This window comes from Streptomyces sp. YS-3 (assembly GCF_045257485.1).
Classification (GTDB): domain Bacteria; phylum Actinomycetota; class Actinomycetes; order Streptomycetales; family Streptomycetaceae; genus Streptomyces.
Genome location: NZ_JBJHPC010000062.1, coordinates 1 through 20,190, shown reverse-complemented (window position 1 = coordinate 20,190; position 20,190 = coordinate 1). Strand labels below are relative to the sequence as shown.

The 20,190-nt window shown below is 72.8% G+C and carries 22 protein-coding genes; 12 read left to right on the top strand and 10 right to left on the bottom strand.

What is annotated here, in order from left to right; genetic code table 11:
* The 7 genes from ACJA3G_RS08735 to ACJA3G_RS08705 all read right to left on the bottom strand — a co-directional run.
* Positions 1–857 (bottom strand): FAD-dependent oxidoreductase (locus ACJA3G_RS08735; RefSeq protein WP_406552315.1); only part of this gene is annotated, 857 nt, incomplete at its 3' end.
* A gap of 69 nt (positions 858–926) precedes the next feature.
* Entirely contained in the window at positions 927–1,544 is a 618-nt protein-coding gene (locus tag ACJA3G_RS08730; RefSeq protein ID WP_406552314.1) for a TetR/AcrR family transcriptional regulator, read from the bottom strand.
* Between the two features lie 117 nt (positions 1,545–1,661).
* Entirely contained in the window at positions 1,662–2,396 is a 735-nt protein-coding gene (locus tag ACJA3G_RS08725; RefSeq protein WP_406552313.1) for an HAD family hydrolase, read from the bottom strand.
* A 33-nt stretch (positions 2,397–2,429) separates the two neighbouring features.
* Positions 2,430–3,122 carry a phosphatase PAP2 family protein gene (locus tag ACJA3G_RS08720; protein WP_406552312.1) on the bottom strand — a complete coding sequence of 231 codons (693 nt, stop codon included), beginning with the start codon at positions 3,120–3,122 and terminating at the stop codon, positions 2,430–2,432.
* Between the two features lie 127 nt (positions 3,123–3,249).
* Positions 3,250–4,185, bottom strand: a complete 936-nt coding sequence (locus ACJA3G_RS08715; RefSeq protein ID WP_406552311.1) for a M56 family metallopeptidase — start codon at positions 4,183–4,185, stop codon at positions 3,250–3,252.
* 196 nt (positions 4,186–4,381) lie between these two features.
* Positions 4,382–4,954, bottom strand: a complete 573-nt coding sequence (locus tag ACJA3G_RS08710) for a DUF5134 domain-containing protein (RefSeq protein WP_406552310.1) — start codon at positions 4,952–4,954, stop codon at positions 4,382–4,384.
* A gap of 159 nt (positions 4,955–5,113) precedes the next feature.
* Positions 5,114–5,500, bottom strand: a complete 387-nt coding sequence (locus tag ACJA3G_RS08705) for a VOC family protein (RefSeq protein ID WP_406552309.1) — start codon at positions 5,498–5,500, stop codon at positions 5,114–5,116.
* Between the two features lie 87 nt (positions 5,501–5,587).
* On the opposite strand from ACJA3G_RS08705, the gene ACJA3G_RS08700 reads away from it, so the two are divergent.
* Entirely contained in the window at positions 5,588–6,133 is a 546-nt protein-coding gene (locus ACJA3G_RS08700; RefSeq protein WP_406552308.1) for a GNAT family N-acetyltransferase, read from the top strand.
* 16 nt (positions 6,134–6,149) lie between these two features.
* Here ACJA3G_RS08700 and ACJA3G_RS08695 read toward each other — a convergent pair whose 3' ends face one another.
* Positions 6,150–6,833 (bottom strand): glycerophosphodiester phosphodiesterase, encoded by a 684-nt coding sequence (locus tag ACJA3G_RS08695; protein WP_406552307.1) that lies wholly within the window; start codon positions 6,831–6,833, stop codon positions 6,150–6,152.
* A gap of 373 nt (positions 6,834–7,206) precedes the next feature.
* Between ACJA3G_RS08695 and ACJA3G_RS08690 the strand changes: the two genes are divergently transcribed.
* From ACJA3G_RS08690 to ACJA3G_RS08670, 5 genes are all read left to right on the top strand, one after another.
* Positions 7,207–8,604: a DUF6421 family protein gene (locus ACJA3G_RS08690; RefSeq protein ID WP_406552306.1), complete on the top strand. Its 1,398-nt coding sequence runs from the start codon at positions 7,207–7,209 to the stop codon at positions 8,602–8,604.
* A gap of 23 nt (positions 8,605–8,627) precedes the next feature.
* Positions 8,628–9,389 (top strand): SDR family NAD(P)-dependent oxidoreductase, encoded by a 762-nt coding sequence (locus tag ACJA3G_RS08685; protein ID WP_406552305.1) that lies wholly within the window; start codon positions 8,628–8,630, stop codon positions 9,387–9,389.
* The gene (locus ACJA3G_RS08680) at positions 9,386–10,447 is read left to right on the top strand and encodes a threonine aldolase family protein (RefSeq protein ID WP_406552317.1); all 1,062 of its coding nucleotides are present in this window, start codon (positions 9,386–9,388) and stop codon (positions 10,445–10,447) included. The genes ACJA3G_RS08685 and ACJA3G_RS08680 overlap by 4 nt, the downstream gene beginning before the upstream one ends.
* 81 nt (positions 10,448–10,528) lie before the next feature.
* Positions 10,529–11,128: a transglutaminase family protein gene (locus ACJA3G_RS08675; RefSeq protein ID WP_406552304.1), complete on the top strand. Its 600-nt coding sequence runs from the start codon at positions 10,529–10,531 to the stop codon at positions 11,126–11,128.
* Positions 11,129–11,141: 13 nt separating this feature from the next.
* A complete protein-coding gene (locus tag ACJA3G_RS08670) occupies positions 11,142–11,840 on the top strand; it encodes a B3/4 domain-containing protein (RefSeq protein WP_406552303.1) in 699 nt (232 codons plus the stop codon).
* A 14-nt stretch (positions 11,841–11,854) separates the two neighbouring features.
* Here the strand turns inward: ACJA3G_RS08670 and ACJA3G_RS08665 are convergent, their stop codons facing one another.
* Positions 11,855–12,586, bottom strand: a complete 732-nt coding sequence (locus ACJA3G_RS08665) for a lysophospholipid acyltransferase family protein (RefSeq protein WP_406552302.1) — start codon at positions 12,584–12,586, stop codon at positions 11,855–11,857.
* Between the two features lie 198 nt (positions 12,587–12,784).
* Here ACJA3G_RS08665 and ACJA3G_RS08660 point away from each other — a divergent pair, with 198 nt between their 5' ends.
* The 6 genes from ACJA3G_RS08660 to ACJA3G_RS08635 all read left to right on the top strand — a co-directional run bounded on the left by ACJA3G_RS08660 (position 12,785) and on the right by ACJA3G_RS08635 (position 19,095).
* The gene (locus tag ACJA3G_RS08660) at positions 12,785–13,141 is read left to right on the top strand and encodes a TlpA family protein disulfide reductase (protein WP_406552301.1); all 357 of its coding nucleotides are present in this window, start codon (positions 12,785–12,787) and stop codon (positions 13,139–13,141) included.
* Between the two features lie 207 nt (positions 13,142–13,348).
* Positions 13,349–13,858, top strand: a complete 510-nt coding sequence (locus ACJA3G_RS08655; RefSeq protein WP_406552300.1) for a flavin reductase family protein — start codon at positions 13,349–13,351, stop codon at positions 13,856–13,858.
* A gap of 200 nt (positions 13,859–14,058) precedes the next feature.
* A complete protein-coding gene (locus ACJA3G_RS08650; protein ID WP_365101502.1) occupies positions 14,059–14,844 on the top strand; it encodes an electron transfer flavoprotein subunit beta/FixA family protein in 786 nt (261 codons plus the stop codon).
* Between the two features lie 57 nt (positions 14,845–14,901).
* A complete protein-coding gene (locus tag ACJA3G_RS08645) occupies positions 14,902–15,864 on the top strand; it encodes an electron transfer flavoprotein subunit alpha/FixB family protein (protein ID WP_406552299.1) in 963 nt (320 codons plus the stop codon).
* A gap of 164 nt (positions 15,865–16,028) precedes the next feature.
* Complete coding sequence (locus ACJA3G_RS08640) at positions 16,029–17,327, top strand: DUF6986 family protein (protein WP_406552298.1); 1,299 nt, start codon at positions 16,029–16,031, stop codon at positions 17,325–17,327.
* Positions 17,328–17,394: 67 nt separating this feature from the next.
* The gene (locus ACJA3G_RS08635) at positions 17,395–19,095 is read left to right on the top strand and encodes a serine/threonine-protein kinase (protein ID WP_406552297.1); all 1,701 of its coding nucleotides are present in this window, start codon (positions 17,395–17,397) and stop codon (positions 19,093–19,095) included.
* Between the two features lie 7 nt (positions 19,096–19,102).
* Here ACJA3G_RS08635 and ACJA3G_RS08630 read toward each other — a convergent pair whose 3' ends face one another.
* Complete coding sequence (locus ACJA3G_RS08630) at positions 19,103–20,140, bottom strand: LacI family DNA-binding transcriptional regulator (RefSeq protein WP_406552316.1); 1,038 nt, start codon at positions 20,138–20,140, stop codon at positions 19,103–19,105.
* Between the last annotated feature and the right edge of the window lie 50 nt (positions 20,141–20,190).

Here is a 20,190-nt window from a genome sequence, read left to right as displayed (position 1 = left end):
CGCCCGTCCCGCTCCAGGATCTCCACCGGGCGCAGGAAGAACCGCAGCCGCAGCGTGCGCTCCACGCTCCGCGGCTCGCGGTCCGGCGCCGCCCAGGCGCGCAGCACCTCGATGTTGCGGCGGACGGCGGCGGGCAGTGCCGAGGGGTCCGCGCAGGCCGGGTCCAGCGCCAGTTCGGCGGCGTCCACCACCGCCTCGGCGCCCGGCAGCGCGCCCAGCTCACGCAGCTCCTTGGTGGTGAACTTCGCCTGCGAGGGGCCGCGTCGGGCGGCCATGTGCACCTCGCGCACCCGGCTCGCCGCCAGCGCGTCCAGCGCCGCGTGCGGCACGTCGGTGGGGCGCAGCTCCTCGGCGCCGCGCGAGAGGATGCGGGCCACGTCCACCGCCACGTTGCCCGCGCCGATGACGACCGCCGAGCGGGCGCTGAGCCATTCGAGGCGGAAGCCGTTCGCCGAGGCGTCCGGGTGGGCGCTGTACCAGGCGACGAAGTCGGTGGCCGAGCAGCTTCCCGGCAGGTCCTCGCCGGGAATGCCGAGCCGGCGGTCGGCGGAGGCGCCCACGCAGTACACCACCGCGTGGTAGAGCCGCAGCAGCCGCTCCGGAGCGATGCCCCCGGGCCCGATCTCGACGTGGCCGAGGAAGTTGATCCGTTCGTCCTCCAGGACCGCGCGCAGGTTGTTCTGGAGGGATTTGATCTTCTCGTGGTCGGGCGCCACCCCGTACCGCACCAGACCGTACGGACAGGGCAGCCGGTCCAGGACGTCGACCCGCAGCCCTGGGACCGTGCTCTGGGTGACCAGGGACTGAGCGGTGTAGACCCCGCTCGGCCCGGAACCGACGACGGCTATGCGCAGCACGAAGGGTCTCCCTTCCCGCAGGCGGATCCCACCGGGGGACTCCAGCATCGCACCGGCACGCGCGCGGCGTCAGGGGACGGCGAGCGGTTTCCCCTGCGGTGGCGGGTTGCCGAGCTCCCAGTCGAGCCCGAAGCGCTGGAACAGCTCGGCCCGCAGCCGGGGCACCTCCATGGGGGCGCCGGGCAGCAGGGCCGCGAAGACCGCGCCCATCAGCAGTGCCCGCAGGATCGGGTACTCGGCGTCCACGTCCGCCGAGCCGTACCGCGCCATCGTGTCCTTCAGGAGCCAGGAGAGGCGCTGCTGCTCGGGGCACTGCACGAACCCCTCGGCCTGGAGGATTCCCGCCATATGGGCGCGCATCAGCACGGGGTGGAGCGCGGTGAGGCCCAGTATCGCGTCGATGGCGCGGGCCAGCCGCTCCCGTCCGTCCTCGGTCCGTGGCTCCTGTTCCAGGCCCGCCTCCAGGGCCAGGTGCATGACCCGGTGGACGGCCGACTGGAGCAGTTGGCGCTTGCCCGGGAAGTAGTACGAGACCAGGCCGCGGGCCGAGCCGGCCCGGTCGGCGATGTCGCCGAGGGTGGTCGCCTCGTAGCCGCGCTCCGCCACCAGCTCGACCGTCACCTGGAGCAGCCGCTCACGGGAACGTCGGCGCAACTCTTCATTGACCGATGCGCTGCGCGGGGACATGCTGTAACTCCTGCGTTGACTGGCTCTGAGCCAATATACTCAGGTGACCGTGTGCGGGAACCCCTGCCGGGCGTTCTGGCCTGCGGATTCGCTGTCCTTTCTGGGTGACGCGGGGGATCACCCAGGAGGGGCGGCCCTCTTCTGCTCCGCCCCGTCCGCGTCGACGAGGTTCAGGACGGGGCGCAGTCCGGCCGGCCGCTCGGTGACCGGCAGATGGTCCACGAAGTGGACGGCGCAGCCCAGAGCCGCGGCGCCGCCGTCCGCCCGCCGGTCGTCGCCCACCATCAGCACCTCGCCCGGCTCCCGCCCGATCGCCTCGCAGGCCGCGCGGAAGAGCCGCGCGTCGGGCTTCTGCACCCCGTGTTCGTACGACAGGACGTACGCGTCCACCAGGACGTCCAGGCCATGGGCGCGGAAGACCGGCCGCAGGTCCCAGCCGATGTTGCTGACCACCGCCACGCGCGCGCCCCGCTCCCGCAGCCCGCGCAGCACGGCTCCCGCGTCCGGATACGGGTGCCAGGCGGCCGGCGTCCTGTGCCGTTCGTAGAGCGCGGTGTGCAACTGCGGATCCGGCAATGTCACCGTTCGCGCGAGCCCCGTGTACGCCGCGCGGTGGAGTTCGGCGCTGCGGTCGCGAACCGCCCAGAGCTCCGCCAGATGCGGCGGCAGGCGCTCCGGGTCGGGACCGCCGGGCAGCGCCCCCGCCCGGGCCAACTCGGCCGCGTACCGCGCGCGTTGTTCCTCCGTGAGCGCGATGCCGCGCGCGTCGAGGGCGGCGTCGAGCCAGTCGCGCGTGGACTCGATACGGAACAGCGTCCCGGAGAAGTCGAACAGCACACCCTTGATCGCCATGGCGGCGATCCTCGCGTGCGGCCCGTGGCCGGTTCAAGCCCTCTCGCCCCCGGGCGGCCGGTTCGCGCCCCATCGCCCGTACGCCGCCACCGACAGGCACACCAGCGCCGCCCCGATCAGCCAGCCGCCGGCCACGTCCGAGAGCCAGTGGACGCCGAGATAGACACGGGTGAAGCCCACCCCGAGCACCGAGACGGCGCCGAGCGCGGCCACCGCCCGCCGCACCGCCGGACGGACGCCCCGGGCGACGGCCAGCCACAGCAGGAGGCCGAATGTCACCGTCACGGTGAGCGCGTGGCCCGACGGGAAGGCCGCGTACGAGGCGGAATCGACGGGATCCGGCCACTTGGGCCGCTCCCGCCCGAGCGCCGCCTTCATGGTCTGCTGCACCAGCGTGCCCAGCGCGCTCGTCGCCGCGGCCCACAGCGCCACGCGCCGCCCGCCGCGTACGAAGACGGCGACGACCACCGCGGCCAGCAGCGCGCGCATCGTCCAGGTGTCCCAGACCCAGTCGGTGAGCACCCGGTTGACGTGGGTGAGCCCCCGCTCGGCCACGGCCCTCCTGTGGAGCCCGTCGGCGACCGTGCGGTCCAGGTCCATCAGCGGGCCCCACGAGGCCGCCACAAGGGCCAGCAGGAGGCCGGAGAGGGCCGTCAGGGCGGCGCCCGCGCGGGCCGGACCGACTACGGGAGCCGGGGCGCGGACCGGCGGGGGTGCGACGGGCATGACTCGATCCTCGCTGAGACGCCCGCGGCTCGTGCGCGCGGGGGTGCGTGCGCGGCGCCGCGGGACGGCCGGGAAGGCGGCGGGGGGCTCGCCTTTCGGGTGGACGGCGCTACTTTCGCAACGCGCCCTAGCCGAGGGCGCGCAGCGCCGGGACGAAGGCCACCAGCAGGGGCACGACCGGGACCAGGGCGGCGGACGCCGTCAGCCGGAGCCGGTGGCCGGCGGTGAGCCGGGGCGAGGCGGCCAGCAGACGGTCGACCCGCTGCGGGACCTCGCCGTGCGGGGCCGGACAGGGCCCGAACAGGCCCCGGTCCTCGTTGAGTTCGACCAGCGCGAGCGCGATCGTCAGCCGGCCGTAGCGCCGCGAGGCGACATCGTCCGCGGCCAGCTCGACCAGCCGGTGCATCTCGTCCCGGAAGGCCGCGAACACCGGGATCCCCGGGAACCCGTTGGCCAGCGCGGCCGAGCAGTTCAGCAGCCAGTGGTGGCGGGCGCGCGCGTGGCCCTGCTCATGGGCGAGCACGGCGTCGAGCTGACGGCCCTTCAGGCGCCGGAGTGCCGCGGTGGTGATGACCAGCTGGGGGCTGGGTCCCGGCAGCCACCAGGCGTCCGGACGCGGCCCCTCCAGGACCACCAGCGGCGCCCCGCCGGGCGCCTCGCCGGGCAGCAGCGGGGCGCGTACCAGCAGCTCCGAACGGCTCGCCCGGCGCCGGGCCCGCGCGTCGCGGATCTCGCGGGTGAGCATCGCGGCCGTCCAGGCGCCGCCGCAGAAGAGCAGCACCGCCAGCGCCGCCGACCACGGGCCGTACGGTCCCAGCGCATACGCGTCGATCACCGCGCGCGGGGCGGTCGCGAACACCTGGCCCCGTACCGTCTGCCAGGCAGCCGCCGCGCTGAACACCATCGCCAGGGCGAAGCAGAGCAGCACCGCCCCCACCACGCACTGCCAGACCCACAACGCCACCACCGGCTCGCGCTCGGCCCAGTGGGCACGCGCGAACAGGCGCGGGGCCACCACGGCGGACACGACGCCGAGCGCCAGCAGCGCGAGGGAGACCATCATGTCCTCAGCCTATGAGCGGGGCCGTCCCCATAGGTACGACCTCGCGCGCCAAGTGACGCACGCCACGTTTTGATCACGGCCGCCGACCGGTGCCCGGGAGGGCGGCCGGGAGAACGGCGGACGGGCGCGGGCGAACACCCGGCGCACCGCGGGGGACGGGACCCGGCGGACGCCCGGGGCGAGCCCCCTGCGGACGTCACAGGGCGAGGAGCATCGCCAGCATGGCCATCCCCATCGACAACCGGCAGGCCAGCGTCAGTTCGGGCCGCGCGCCCCAGCCCGGCGCGGCGACCGTCCCGGCCGGGCCCGCCGTGGGCAGCAGCCGTATCCCGGCCGTGAGGACGTAGCCGACGTAGTAGACGAGCAGCGCGCCGGTGAGCAGCGGGATGCCGCCCGCGGCCCCCGAGTGGCCCTCGTGGGCCGGGTGGCCGCCGGGGGCGCCCATCGTCAGCGCCATGTAGACCATCGCGAGCGAGCCGATCGCATGGTGCAGATGGTGGCCGCCGCCCGCCACGCGCGCGTGGACGAGCCAGCCCGCCCGCAGGGCCGTGGCCCCGAAGACCCCCGCGTACCCGGCGAAGATCCAGGGCGGCGGGGTCGCGAAGGCCGCCGGGACGGCCATCGCGGCCATGCCGAACCCCATCACCGCCTCGCCCCCGGCCGAGCTGCGCGCGTGCGGGCAGTCGCTGCGCAGCCGCAGGACGCAGTACGCGCCGGTGGCCGCGCAGACCGCCACGAGCAGCCAGCCGGACAGCGCCGTTCCGTGCATGGCCCACCTCCCCGCTCGACATGTCGCCCCGCCGAGGGGTCGATGCCCGTGGGATCGGTCGCGCACGCGGGCGCAAGGACACACAAGGGGGCGCGTGAGGGGCTCGCGTGACGGCGGAGGGCCGTCCTGCCGGACCCGGCGCGGGCGGAGGAGGCCGGCTCAGGGGCGAAAGCGCAGCGGGTGGTCGGCCGGCACCTCCACCACCACGATCCGCACCCCGTCCGGGTCCTGGAGCCACATCTCCACCAGACCCCACGGCTCGCGCACCGGGGGCCGCGAGATCTCCACCCCGCGCCCGGTCAGCTCCTCGTACGCCTCGGTCGCGTCCGCCACCTGGAGCCACAGCCGCAGACCGGGGGAGAGGGGCGCCTCGGCGCGGCCGGAGACCTCCAGGAAGCCGCCGCCGAGGAAGTAGACCGTGCCGCGTTCCGGCCCCGTACCGAACTCGCGGTAGACCGGGAGGCCCAACTGCCCGCCGTAGAAGGCGCGGGAGCGGTCCGGGTCGGTGGGGCGCAGAAGGGTCCTGCTGCTCAGCACATGAACCATGGAGGCAGGTTAGAAGACCCCGGCCGGGGCGGGGTTAGGCTCGGGGTGCGCCCGCCACGTCATGATGCAGTTGGGAGAACGTTCGCCATGGACACCACCCGCGCCGGAGAGCTGAGCTACCGGGACGCCACCGAGGCCGATGTCGAGGAGCTGGTCCCGCTCATCGAGTCGGCGTACCGGGGGGACGCCAGCCGGGCGGGCTGGACCACCGAGGCGGACATCCTCCAGGGGCAGCGCACCGACCCCGCGGGGGTGCGCCAGGTGATCACGACGCCCGGCAGCCGGCTGCTCACGGTGGAGCGGGACGGCCGGATCGTCGCCTGCTGCCAGCTCGAACACCGCGGCCACGCCGCCTACTTCGGGATGTTCGCGGTCCGCCCCGAACTCCAGGGCACCGGCCTCGGCAAGGAGATCATCGCCGAGGCGGAGCGCAGCGCGCGCGAGACGTGGGGCGTCACCGAGATGCACATGACGGTGATCTCGGTACGGGACGAGCTGATCGCCTGGTACGAGCGGCGCGGCTACCGCCGTACGGGAAAGCTGACGCCCTTCCCGTACGGCGACGAGCGCTTCGGCATCCCCCAGCGTGCGGACCTCGCCTTCGAGCTGCTGGTGAAGGAGCTGGTCCAGTGACCGCCTGGGGCGTCTGTCAGGCCGTGAAGCGGCCGGTGCGGCGGATCTCCGGATAGTCGGTCGTCGCGCCGTCCAGGCCCAGCGCGCGCACCAGCCGCAGATGGTCCTGGGTGTTCACCACCCAGCCGATGACCTGTACGGACGCGGCGTGCGCCCGTTCGACGTCCTCCAGGGTCAGCCGGCGGATGTCGAGCGAGAGGGCGTGCGCGCCGACCGCCGCGGCCCGGTCCGCGATGCCGGTGTCCCAGCGGCTCGCGACCAGGACCGTCCGTACCCCCGGCACCAGCTTGGCCATCCGCACCAGCGCCTCCTCGTGGAACGAGGAGACCGTCACCCGTCCCACGACATCGCGCGCGTGGATGACGCGCGCGAGCTCGTCGGCGGCCCTGACGTCCTTGATCTCGGCCTGGAGCGGTGAGGCGACCGCGTCCAGGACCTCCTCGAACAGCGGGATGCGCTCGCCCTGGCCCGCGTCGAGCTCCCTCAGCTCCGCGACCGTCTTGTCGGCCACCGGGCCCTTCCCGTCCGTGGTGCGGTCCACGTCCGCGTCGTGCAGGACGACGAGCGCACCGTCCTTGCTGAGGTGCAGATCCAGCTCGATGACGTCCATGCCCGAGCGTTCGGCGCGGACGAAGGAACGCAGGGTGTTCTCCGGCTCGACACCCATGACCCCGCGATGACCGATGGTGAGGAACGTCAAGACAGGCCTCGCTTCCGTCGACGGCGGTTTCCGCGGCGGGCCGTCCCGGGCCCACGCGGCAGTGCCGCAGCCTAACGGCCGCGACGCGCGATGGACCCCGGCTCGCGCGGGGCATCCACGGTGTCCGCCCGGGCGCCACGGGGCATCCGCGCCCTTGCGGGGTCACTCGCGGGTGGGCGAGTTGCCGTTGTCTTGACCCGGACGGGCACTACGTCCGCGCCGTGGCAGAACCGTGCGCCTCGGCGGAGCTTCACAGGAAGAACAGCGGCCTGTGTGACGTAGTACGGGATAATTTCCCGAGATCCCCCTTGAGCGGGGTAACCGAACATGGATACGGTGTCTTGACGCGAGGTTCTCCTGTGGAGGAAGTGACATGACGGAAATTCTTGTGCAGGACGTGGCTGTCGGGGGCGTTCTTGCCGCCCGGCCCGTGGTCGAGCACCCTGCCTGGACCGTGCTCAAGAGTTCCGTCGAGGAGATCCGGCCCTGGCAGTCCAAGGACGGCTCCATCGACTTCGACGCCGAGGGCGCCCCGTCCCGCGCCACCGCCGAAGCCGCCGTCGAGCGCGTGGCGAGCGCGGTGGAGGAGCTCTCCCCGCTGCTGCCGCACGACGCCGCCTACCACCGCGCCCTCGTCGCCGACCTGCGCAAATGGGCCGACAGCGCGTTCGACGTGCCGGACTTCCTGGACTCGCTGCTCGCCTTCCACCCGGCCGCGGACCGCGCCGACGGGCTCCAGCGCCTGGTCGTCTTCCCCATGTACACGCAGAACGGCAACCCGGACCGCAACCTGGAGGCGGTCGTCCTGCGCATGGTGTGGCCCGACTGGCTGGCCGAGCTGGAGGCCACCCGCTACGACAACCCGCTCTTCTGCGGCATCGCCTTCGAGGACTTCACCGCCGGGTACGACACCCACTCGGCCGTCCTCTTCCCGGAGACGATCGCCGTGCGCGAGGCCCCCGAGCGGTTCACCTGGGGCGGCATCTTCTGCGACCGCGAGGCCGCCCGCTTCCGCCGGGTCACCGAGGCGGCCGTCGACATCCTCGGCGTCGAGCTGCCCGAGGACATCCGGGAGATGGTGGGCGACCAGGAGCGCTGCGAGAAGGCCTTCGTGCTCTGGGACATGGTCCACGACCGCACCCACAGCCACGGCGACCTGCCCTTCGACCCGTTCATGATCAAGCAGCGCCAGCCGTTCTGGATGTACGGCCTGGAGGAGCTGCGCTGCGACCTCACCGCCTTCAAGGAGGCCGTGAAGCTGGAGGCCGAGGGCAACCAGCACGGCCGTGACGTGCAGTACGCGGTGCTCTTCGACCGGATGTTCCGCTTCCCGGTCTCCGGCGACCGCAACCGCAACTACGACGGCCTCGGCGGCCAGCTGCTCTTCGCGTACCTGCACAAGCACGACGTGGTGCGCTGGACCGACAACAGGCTGCACATCGACTGGGAGCAGGCCCCCCGGGTCACCAACGAGCTCTGCGCCGAGATCGAGAAGCTCTACCGGGACGGTATCGACCGCCCGAAGCTGGTGCACTGGTTCGCCGCGTACGACCTGGTCTCCACCTACCTCGCGCCGCACCCGGGATCGCGCTGGGCCAAGGGCCCGGACGCCCTGGACCTCTCGCTGCCGCCGCGCAAGCTCGTCGACGACGTGCTCGCGGACGAGTTTCCCCTGAGCATGTTCTATGAGGCGCTCGCCAAGAAGCTCAAGGACGTGATTGCCTCCACCAAGGGGATCACCGCGGCGAGCGCCCAGCCGGCTGCCGCGTGAGCACTGGTGCGGAGGAGATGAACATGAACGTCAACGGGAATGGCAGCGGGCCGCTGAGCGGCGCCGTGGTCGCGGTGGCCGGTGCGGCGGGCCCCGCGGGCCGCGCAGCCCTGCTCAGGCTCGCCGAGGCGGGCGCGACCGTGGTGGCGTCCGACGCGGACCCGGCACGCCTCGCGGAGGCCGTGGACGCGGCGCGCTACGCCCATGGCGGCGCGACCGTGGTCGGCGACACCGTCGACCTGCTCGACCTGGACGCCACCCGCGAGTGGGCGGCCCGGACCGAGAAGGAGTTCGGCCGGATCGACGGCCTGGTCCACCTCGTGGGAGGCTGGCGCGGCAGCCCCTCCTTCCCGGAGACCGACCTCGCCGACTGGGAGCTCCTGGAGAAGCTGCTGGTCAAGACCGTGCAGCACACCTCGCTCGCCTTCCACGACGGGCTGCTGCGCAGCGACCGCGGCCGTTTCGTGCTGGTCAGCCAGTCCGGGGCGCACAAGCCCACCGCGAACAACGCCGCGTACAACGCGGGCAAGGCCGCGGCGGAGGCCTGGACGCTCGCGCTCGCCGACGCGTTCCGCAAGGCGGGCGGCGAGGCCGGTCCGAACACCGCCGCCGCCATCCTGGTGATCAAGGCACTGGTGCACGACGCGATGCGCGCCGAGCGCCCCAACGCCAAGTTCGCGGGCTTCACCGACGTCAAGGAGCTGGCCGAGGCCATCGCCGGAGTCTGGGACCGCCCCGCCGAGGAAGTGAACGGACAGCGCCTGTGGCTGACCCCCAAGCCGTGAAGACGGACGCACGACGCCACCACGACCCCGAGGTGCGCGGCTTCGCCAGCGACAACTACGCGGGCGTGCACCCCGAGATCCTCGCCGCCATCGCCCTCGCCAACGGCGGACACCAGGTCGCCTACGGCGAGGACGACTACACCGACCACCTCCAGCGCGTCATCCACAGCCACTTCGGCGCGGGTGCCGAGGCGTTCCCGGTCTTCAACGGAACGGGCGCCAACGTCGTCGCCCTCCAGGCGCTGACCGACCGCTGGGGTGCGGTGATCTGCGCCGAGTCGGCGCACATCAACGTGGACGAGGGCGGCGCGCCGGAGCGCATGGCGGGCCTGAAGCTGCTCACCGTGCCGACCCCGGACGGCAAGCTCACCCCCGAGCTCATCGACCGGCAGGCCTGGGGCTGGGAGGACGAGCACCGCGCGATGCCGCAGGTCGTCTCGGTCACCCAGAACACCGAGCTGGGCACGGTCTACACCCCCGACGAGATCCGCGCGATCTGCGACCACGCCCACCAGCACGGGATGAAGGTGCACCTCGACGGTGCCCGGATAGCCAACGCCGCGGCCTCCCTGAACGTGCCGATGCGCGCGTTCACCAACGCCGCCGGCGTCGACGTGATCTCGTACGGCGGCACCAAGAACGGCATGCTCTTCGGTGAGGCCGTCGTGGTGCTCAACCCGGACGCGGTGCGCCGGATGAAGCACATCCGCAAGATGTCGATGCAGCTCTCCTCCAAGATGCGCTTCGTCTCGGTGCAGTTGGAGGCGCTCCTCAGCAAGGACCTGTGGCTGCGCAACGCGCGCCACGCCAACGCGATGGCGCAGCGGCTCGCCGAAGGCGTCCGCGCGGTCGACGGGGTCGAGATCCTCTACCCGGTCCAGGCCAACGCGGTCTTCGCCCGGCTGCCGCACGACGTCAGCGAGCGTCTGCAGAAGCGCTACCGCTTCTACTTCTGGGACGAGGCGGCCGGCGATGTGCGCTGGATGTGCTCGTACGACACCACCGAGGACGACGTGGACGGCTTCCTCGCGGCGCTCAAGGAAGAGCTGGCCCGCTGAGACGGCCTTCCGCTGAATAGCTATACGGCCGACCGAAAAGTCATTGACTTGCGGTCGGCCGTATTCGTACGCTCGCGTGCCATGCGACTCCATCAGCAGAACCCCGAACTCTCCGCCTACCTCGTGGCGGACGAGGTCATCGACCATGACCACCCGGTAGTGCGGGAACTGGCGGCGAAGCTGCCCGCCCAGGCTCCAGACGCATACTCATACGCCGAGCTCGCCTATGAACACGTCCGCGACACCGTCACGCACTCCCAGGACGCGGGCGACGAGCGCGTCACCTGGCGGGCCTCCGACGTCCTGGATCAACGCACCGGCATCTGCTACGCCAAGTCCCACGCCTACGCCGCCCTGCTGCGCGCCGAGGGGATACCGGCCGCCCTCTGCTATCAGCGCCTCGCGGACGACGACGGCACGAACCCGGTGATCCATGGGCTGGTCGCCCTGAAGCTGCCCGGTGAGCGTGAGTGGGCGCGGCAGGACGTCCGCGGCAACAAGCCCGGCGTCGACGCGCGCTTCTCCCTGGGGCAGGAGCGGCTGGCCTGGACGACCCGCCCGGAGTTCAATGAGGTGGACTATCCAGTACTCTATGATGTACCGCATCCGGTGGTGCTGGCCGCCCTGAAGGCCGCTCCCGACCGTCCGCACCTCTGGCGGACGCTCCCGACCGAACTGTGAGGCACGACCCACCATGACGCTCACCGTCACCGTATCCGACGAGGTGCGCGCGATCGCGCCCGGCTTCACCCATGTCGCCGTGGAGGCCCGCGGGCTCGTCAACGGGCCCAGCGGCGAGGCGAGTTCGGCGCTGCTCGACGAGGCCGCCCGGCGGCTGCGCGAGCGCCTGGGGTCCCTCGCCCCGCACGAGGACCCGCACATGGCCGCCTGGCGGGAGGCGTACACCGCGTTCGGCGCCAAGCCCTCGCGCACCCGCAACTCGGCCGAGGCGCTGGCCAAGCGCGCTCTCGCCGACGGCGGGCTGCCGCGGATCAACCGGCTCGTCGATGTCTACAACGCGATCAGCGTGGCCCACCTCGTCCCCGTCGGCGGCGAGGACACCGACCGCATCGCGGGATCGATGCGGCTGGTCCGCGCCACCGGCCAGGAGCCCTTCCACACCGCGGCGGGCGGCGAGGCGGCGGTCGAGCACCCGGACGCGGGCGAGGTGGTGTGGTGCGACGACGAGGGCGTCACCTGCCGGCGCTGGAACTGGCGCCAGGGCGTGCGCACCCGGCTCACCGAGGAGAGCGTCAACGCGCTCTTCCTGCTGGAGGGGATGGCTCCGCACTGCCGCCTGGAAGAGGCCGCGGCGGAGCTCGCCGAGCTCCTGGAGAAGGTGAGCCCCGGGGCCCGGGTCACCGTGCACGCCCCGGTCGCCGCCGGGGCGTGACGTTCAGCGGCGCCTCAGTGGCTGGCCTCGCGCTCGCGCACCTCTTCGGGCGTGGGCGCGGTGCCGCCGAGGTGCGCCGGGATCCACCAGGTGTCCGCGGCGTCCTTGGGGCGTACGGGATAGGCGCGCTGGGCGGCTTCCAGAAGCTCCTGGCAGCGCTCGCGCAGCCGCCGGGTGATCGCCCCGGCGAACTGGTCGGCGGGCGCCTCGACCGGCTCGCCGACCCGGATGGTGACGGGGATGTGGCTGCGCTTGAAGTTGCGCGGCCGGCCCTTGGTCCACACCCGCTGGGTGCCCCACAGCGCCATCGGGATCAGCGGGACCCCGGCCTCCTGGGCGAGCCGGGCGGCACCCGACTTGAAGCTCTTCAGTGTGAAGGACTGCGAGATGGTCGCCTCGGGGAAGACGCCGACGATCTCTCCCGAGCGCAGCGAGTCCAGCGCGTGCGCGTAGGCGTTCTCGCCCTGCTTGCGGTCGACCGGGATGTGCTTCATCCCGCGCATCAGCGGGCCCGAGATGCGGTGCCGGAAGACCGACTCCTTGGCCATGAAGCGCACCAGGCGCTTCTGCGGCAGGGCGGCGAGGCCGGTGAAGATGAAGTCCAGATAGCTGATGTGGTTGCTGACGAGCACCGCGCCGCCGGAGCGCGGGATGTTCTCCGAACCCTGGGTGTCGATCTTCAGGTCGAGCGCCTTGAACATCGTGAGAGCGGCGCCGACGACCGGCCGATAGACGAGTTCTGCCATCTGGGGGAGACCCTTCTGCTTTCCCGGGGGAGAGTACTTCCGGTGGAAGTTACGCAGCCGTAGGTTTTCGGCGTTGGGCAGATCGTGCCCGATACGCGCCGTGGTGGCCAGTCCTGCGGCCTTCGGACGGGGAGATTCTCGTCACGTACGCGCAGGTCGGGGGCGGGTGGGAATCTTCCGGGCGGTCCTCGGCGCTGAATGGTCCGGACCGCTGGACCGAGGAGAGGAAGCACGGTGCGCGAGGACGGGCCGAGGCTGGGAGCAGCCCAGTTGGGCGCGGAGCTGGGCGAGCGGGCGACCCTGGTGCAGTTCTCCAGCGCGTTCTGCCAGCCCTGCCGGGCAACTCGGCGCACCCTGGCGGAGGTTGCGGCCATGGTGGACGGGGTCGCGCATGTGGAGATCGACGCCGAGGAGCACCTCGCGCTGGTGCGGGCGCTGGAGATCCGGACCACGCCCACCGTCCTGGTCCTGGACCGCGCCGGCCGGATCGTGCGCCGCGCGGCGGGACAGCCCCGCCGGGCCGACGTGATCGCCGCGCTGGGGCAGGCGGTGTGAGCGGGGCGGCGGAGGTCGTGACGGATCTCCCACATCGTAGAAGGCACTTGACTGCGTGTACCCGCAATCGTCAATCTGACGACGTGCCGAACCGAATCCTTCTCCCCGGCTGCGTCCCCGCGGACGCCGCCCGCACCGCACGTGCGCGCTGTCCGGGCTGCTGAGCAGTCCACAGCCCCATCGCACCGACCGCAGAAGGACAACTCCATGACGGCTTCGCCCGAACTCGGCACCGCACGCGCCGCCTCCCCCCAGCTGTTCCGCGCGGTCTTCCGGCAGCACGCCGCCGGTGTGGCGGTGATCACCGCACAGCGTGACGGCCGGCCCGTCGGCTTCACCGCCACCTCCCTGAACTCCGTCGCCGCCGAGCCTCCCCTGCTCTCCTTCGGCATCGGCACCGGCTCCTCCAGCTGGCCGGTGATCTCCGAGGCCGAGCACATAGGCGTCCACATACTCGGCGAACACCAGGAAGACCTCGCCGCGACCTTCGCCCGCAGCGGCGCCGACCGCTTCGGCGGCGACATTCGCTGGCGACCGGGCCCCGAGGGCGTGCCCGTCCTCGACGGCGTCCTGGCCTGGCTGGTGTGCCGGGTGGCCGCGCGCATCCCGGCCGGTGACCACCGCATCGTGGTGTGCGAGGCGGCCTTCGGCGACCCCGCCGGACCGGGCCGTCCGCTCCTGTACCACCAGGGTCGCTTCAACGCGCTGCGCGACTGAATCGTCTCCGTACCCGCCGGTTACTCAGCGTTGGCAACGTCACAGTTCAAAGCGCTTGCTTACGGGGAACACAGTGGGTGTACTGGCGAGTAATATTTGGTTCGGAGCGTCGGTCGCCCCGACCGGAAACCGCCCCATCAGGCGCCTATGCTGCGTGCAACAAGGCAGCCCAGAAATGACGATGCAGTAGGAGAGCCGGCGTGAGCTTGAGGATCGTTGTCTGTGTGAAGTACGTGCCCGACGCCACCGGCGACCGGCACTTCGCCGATGACCTGACCGTCGACCGCGACGACGTCGACGGCCTCCTTTCGGAGCTCGACGAGTACGCGGTCGAGCAGGCACTGCAGATCGCCGACGAGGCGGACGACGCGGAGATCACCGTGCTGACCGTCGGCCCCGAGGACGCCAAGGACGCGCTGCGCAAGGCGCTCTCCATGGGCGCCGACAAGGCCGTCCACGTCGAGGACGACGACCTGCACGGCACCGACGTCGTCGGCACCTCGCTGGTGCTCGCCAAGGCGATCGAGAAGACCGGTTACGACCTGGTCGTCTGCGGCATGGCCTCGACCGACGGCACCATGGGCGTGCTGCCGGCGCTGCTCGCCGAGCGTCTGAACGTTCCGCAGGTCACGCTGCTCTCCGAGGTCTCCGTCGAGGACGGCGTGGTCAAGGGCCGCCGCGACGGCGACACCGCCTCGGAGCAGCTGGAGGCGTCCCTGCCGGCCGTCGTGTCCGTGACGGACCAGTCGGGCGAGGCCCGCTACCCGTCCTTCAAGGGCATCATGGCCGCCAAGAAGAAGCCGGTGGAGTCGCTGGACCTGGGCGACCTCGACCTCGACGCCGACGAGGTCGGCCTCGCGGGCGCCTGGACCGCGGTCGACTCGGCCGCCGAGCGTCCGGCCCGTACCGCCGGCACGATCGTCAAGGACGAGGGCGAGGGCGGCAAGCAGCTGGCCGAGTTCCTCGCGAGCCAGAAGTTCATCTAAGGCTCGCAGAGCCCCAACTGCCCCCAGATTCTTCGCACTCGCAGGAGATTGAGTCCCATGGCTGAAGTTCTCGTCTACGTCGACCACGTCGACGGCGCCGTCCGCAAGCCCACTCTGGAGCTGCTGACGCTGGCCCGCCGCATCGGCGAGCCGGTCGCGGTCGCCCTCGGCGCCGGCGCCGAGGCCACCGCGTCCGCGCTGGCCGAGCACGGCGCCACCCGTGTGCTGACCGCCGACGCCCCCGAGTTCGCCGACTACCTCGTCGTACCGAAGGTGGACGCGCTCCAGGCCGCGTACGAGGCCGTGTCCCCGGCCGCCGTGCTCGTCCCGTCCTCCGCCGAGGGCAAGGAGATCGCGGCCCGCCTCGCGGTCCGCATCGGCTCCGGCATCATCACCGACGCCGTCGACCTGGAGGCCGGCGACAACGGCCCGGTCGCCACCCAGTCGGCGTTCGCCGCCTCCTACACCACCAAGTCCCGTGTCTCCAAGGGCACCCCGGTCATCACGGTCAAGCCGAACTCGGCCGCCGTGGAGGCCGCCCCGGCAGCGGGCGCCGTCGAGGCCCTGTCGGTCACCTTCTCCGCGCAGGCCACCGGCACCAAGGTCGTCTCCCGCACCCCGCGCGAGTCGACCGGCCGCCCCGAGCTGACCGAGGCCGCGATCGTGGTCTCCGGCGGCCGTGGCGTCAACGGCGCCGAGAACTTCGCGATCATCGAGGCGCTGGCCGACTCGCTCGGTGCCGCCGTCGGCGCCTCCCGCGCCGCCGTCGACGCCGGCTGGTACCCGCACTCCAACCAGGTCGGCCAGACCGGCAAGTCGGTCTCGCCGCAGCTCTACATCGCCTCCGGCATCTCGGGCGCCATCCAGCACCGCGCCGGTATGCAGACCTCGAAGACGATCGTCGCGATCAACAAGGACGCCGAGGCGCCGATCTTCGACCTGGTCGACTACGGCGTGGTGGGCGACCTGTTCGACGTCGTTCCGCAGCTGACCGAAGCCGTTCAGGCGCGCAAGGGCTGACCTGCCCGTCCGTACCGCCCCGGGGGCCGCGTGGTGATCTTCACCGCGCGGCCCCCGGCCGTTTCGGGCAGCCATTGACGCGACGGGTGCCCCTCACTAAATTCTGCTATGCGGATCGATGATTCCGGTAAGTGGAAAATCCGAATGTGTGTGGAGGGTGCAGGATGGGTCAGCAGGAGAAGGTGGCGACGAGCCTCGCGGGCACGGTCAGCGAGGAGATCAGCGCCTCGCTGACGGCCGTGGACGAGGAGCTCGCCCGCCGCTACCCGGGCGACCCCGGCACCCGCCAGCCCGTGCACACCGTCTACGTACCCGGTGACCTCTTCGACGCGGACACCCTGCGCTCCTGGGGCGACCGGGCGCTGACCGCCCTCGACGAACACGCCCCCGACGCCGCCTCCTTCGCCGACGTCCTCGGCATCGCCGACGACCTCGCAGAGCCCGTGTACCAGCGGGTGCGCGCCAAGCTGGAGCGCGAGCCGGTGGAGGACCTGCGCGTGGACTTCGAGGACGGCTACGGCCCGCGCCCGGACGCCGAGGAGGACACCGCCGCCGCCCGCGCGGCCCGGCTGATCACCGAGGCGTACGCGACCGGCACGGCCGCCCCGTACATGGGCATCCGTATGAAGTGCATGGAGGCCGCGGTACGCGACCGGGGCATCCGCACCACCGACGTCTTCCTCACCGGCCTGATGGAGCACGGCGGCCTGCCGGACGGACTCGTCCTGACCCTGCCGAAGGTGACCTACCCCGAGCAGGTCTCCGCCTTCGTACGGCTCCTGGAGGCCTTCGAGAAGGCCCACGGCCTGCCCGCCGAGCGGCTCGGCTTCGAGATCCAGATCGAGACCAGCCAGTCGATCCTGGCCGCCGACGGCACCGCCGCCGTGGCCCGGATGATCGGCGCCGCCGAGGGCCGCGCCACCGGCCTGCACTACGGCACCTTCGACTACAGCGCCTGCGTGGGCGTCTCCGCCGCCTACCAGGCGAGCGACCACCCGGCGGCCGACCACGCCAAGGCCGTGATGCAGGTCGCCGCCGCGGGCACCGGCGTACGGGTCTCCGACGGCTCCACCAACGTCCTGCCCGTCGGACCCACGGCCCGCGTCCACGAGGCCTGGCGGCTCCACTACGGCCTCACCCGCCGCGCCCTGGCCCGCGCCTACTACCAGGGCTGGGACATGCACCCGGGCCATCTGCCCACCCGGTACGCGGCGGTGTACGCCTTCTACCGCGAGGGCCTAGAGGCCGCCGCGGCCCGGCTGGCGGCCTATGTCGCCAAGGCCGGCGGCGACGTCATGGACGAGCCCGCCACCGCCAAGGCGCTCAGCGGCTTCCTGCTGCGCGGCCTGGACTGCGGCGCCCTCGACACCGAGGAGGTCACCCGCCTGACCGGCCTGACCCGCGCCGACCTCGACGGCTTCTCCTCCCCGCGCCGAGCCGCCCTCACGGTCACCGCCCCGTAGTCACGGGCCTGTCACCGCCGCCCCTTACTCTGGACGCGACCACATCACCACAGGGAACGGGGCAGCGGTGTCTTCGGGGGAGAACGACCGGCTTGCGGGCCGCTACCGGCTGGTCGAGCAGCTGGGCCGGGGCGGCATGGGCGTCGTCTGGCGCGCTGTCGACGAGGTGCTGGGCCGCGAGGTCGCGGTCAAGGAACTGCGGACGTACACGGACGCGTCCGGGCCCGAACTGGGCGATCTACGGGTGCGCATGCAGCGCGAGGCGCGCGCCGCCGCGCGCGTGCGCCACCCCGGGGTGGTCGCCGTCCACGACGTCACCGAGCACGACGGCCGCCCGGTCATCGTGATGGAGCTCGTCGAGGGGCCCTCGCTCGACGGGGTGCTGAGCGAGCGCGGCGCGCTGGACGCGCGCGAGGCGGCCGGGATCGGCGCCCGGGTCCTGGAGGCGCTGGCCGCCGCCCACCGCGCGGGCGTGCTGCACCGGGACGTCAAGCCCGGCAACATCCTGCTGGAGCGCGGCGGCCGGGTCGTGCTCACCGACTTCGGCATCGCCGCCATGGACGACCCGGGCGACGGCTCGGCCACCCATCTGACCCGCAGCGGCGAACTGGTCGGCTCCCTGGACTACCTGGCGCCCGAGCGCGCCCAGGGCCAGGACCCCGGACCGGCGTCCGACGTCTGGGCGCTCGGCGCCACGCTGTACGCGGCGGTGGAGGGCTCCTCGCCGTTCCGCCGCACCTCCACCTGGTCCACGCTCTCCGCGATCGTGTCGGAGCCGCTGCCCGAGCCGGTGCGGGCGGGAGCACTCGCCCCCGTACTGCGCGAGCTGATGCACAAGGACCCGGCCCACCGCCCGGACGCGGACACGGCGGCACGGATGCTGGCGGCGGTCGCCGAGGGCCGGTCCCCGGTCCTCACGCACGCGATGGACGCGCCGCCCGTCCCGGCGCCCGCTCCGGCTCCGCAGCCGGTGGCGCCGCCGCGCGAGGCGACCGTACGGGACGTGCTGCCGCACCGGCCGCAGGGGTTCGGGCCCCTCGTCACCCAGCAGCCCGCGCCGGAGCCCGCCCGCGGGCGCGGGCGCGCGCGTGGCCTGGTGGCGGCAGGTGTCGCGGCCGTCGTCCTCACCGGCACCGGTGTCACGTACGCCCTGGTCGGCACCGGGGACGACGACGGCACCCGGCAGCAGGCCGTCGGCTCGGCGTCCGGCGCGAGCCCGTCGGCGTCCGGCGCCCAGGACGGCACGGGCGGCGTCTGGGAGGGCGCGAGCCCCGGCCCGGCCGGTGGGCACGGCCGCGCCTCCGCGTCACCCGGCGCGACCCGCCCCGCCAAGGACGGCAAGGACGCCAAGGACGGCAAGGACGGCAAGCGACCCGGCGAGAAGGGCGGCACCACCCCGGGCAAGGCGCCCACCGGCGGCCACGCGAGCGCCACCCCGGGCGGCGCCGCAGGAACCTCCGGCGGCGGCACCGGCTCGACGTCCACCCCGTCCTGCCACCCCGCCGGCGCGGGCAAGGTCGACTGCCAGGTGTGGCGCACCGCGAAGAGCTACCGCCACGACGGCGGTGAGATGGGCGTGCTCAACGCGGGCACCAACTACTTCTACTGCCAGGTCGACCTGGGCCGCCGCGAGACGTACGGAAAGTGGACCAACACCTACTGGGCGCGCACCGACGACGACAGCGGCAACACCAACGTCTACGTCAGCGTGGTCTACCTGAAGGGCGGCGCCAACAACGCGCCGGTGCCCGGACTGCCGGTGTGCTGAGCCGCGGCTAAACGGCGGCGGGCGGGCGGATCTCGCCCGACCCGCGCGCGATGAGGGTGGTGGGCACCACCACGCGCGCGGGCGCCTCGTCGACGCCGTCGAGGCGGCGGAAGAGCCGCTCCGCCGCCGTGCGGCCGAGGGTGGCGGAGTCCTGCGAGATGACGGTGATGCCGAGCAGGTCGGCCAGCTCGATGTCGTCGAAGCCGACCAGGGCGACCGGGTGCTCCCGGCCCGCCAGGACACGCACCACGGTCACGGTCACCCGGTTGTTGCCCGCGAAGACGGCGGTCACCGGCTCCGGGCCGCTCAGCATCGCCTCGGCGGCCTCGCGCACCCGCTCCGGCTCGGTGGAGCCGAGCGCGACCCACTCGTCCGCCACCACGAGCCCCGCCTCCTCCATGGCCGCGCGGTAGCCGCGCAGACGCTCGGTGGCGGTGTGGATGCGCGGCTGGTCGCCGATGAAGCCGATCCTGCGGTGGCCGTGCGCCACCAGGTGGGCGACGCCCTCGCGCGCGCCGCCGAAGCTGTCGGAGAGCACCGCGTCGGCGTCGATCCGCCCGGCCGGGCGGTCCACGAACACGGTCGCCACCCCGGCCTTTATCTCGGGCTCCAGATAGCGGTGGTCGCCCCCGGCCGGGATCACGATCAGCCCGTCGACACGGCGGGCGCAGAAGGCCAGCACCAGTTCCTGCTCGCGGTCGGCGTCCTCGGCGCTGGAGCCGTTGATGAGCAGCGCCCCGTGCGCCCGGGCCACCTCCTCGATCGCGCGGCTGAGCGGCCCGTAGAACGGGTCGGCCAGATCCTCCAGGACCAGCCCGATGGAGGCGGTGCGCCCCTTGCGCAGCACGCGCGCGCTGTCGTTGCGGCGGAAGCCCAGCGCGTCGATCGCCTCCGTCACCCGGCGCTCGGTGTCCGGGGTGACCCCGGCCTCGCCGTTGACCACCCGGGAGACCGTCTTCAGCCCGACACCGGCGCGGGCGGCGACATCCTTCATGGTGGGCCGGATGCCGTAGCGGGGCTCATGGTGGCGTGCGGTCTCGGCCACGTGCGGTGTCCTGTCGTCGTCGGGGGCTCTGCGGGCCCGGGGCGCTCGGG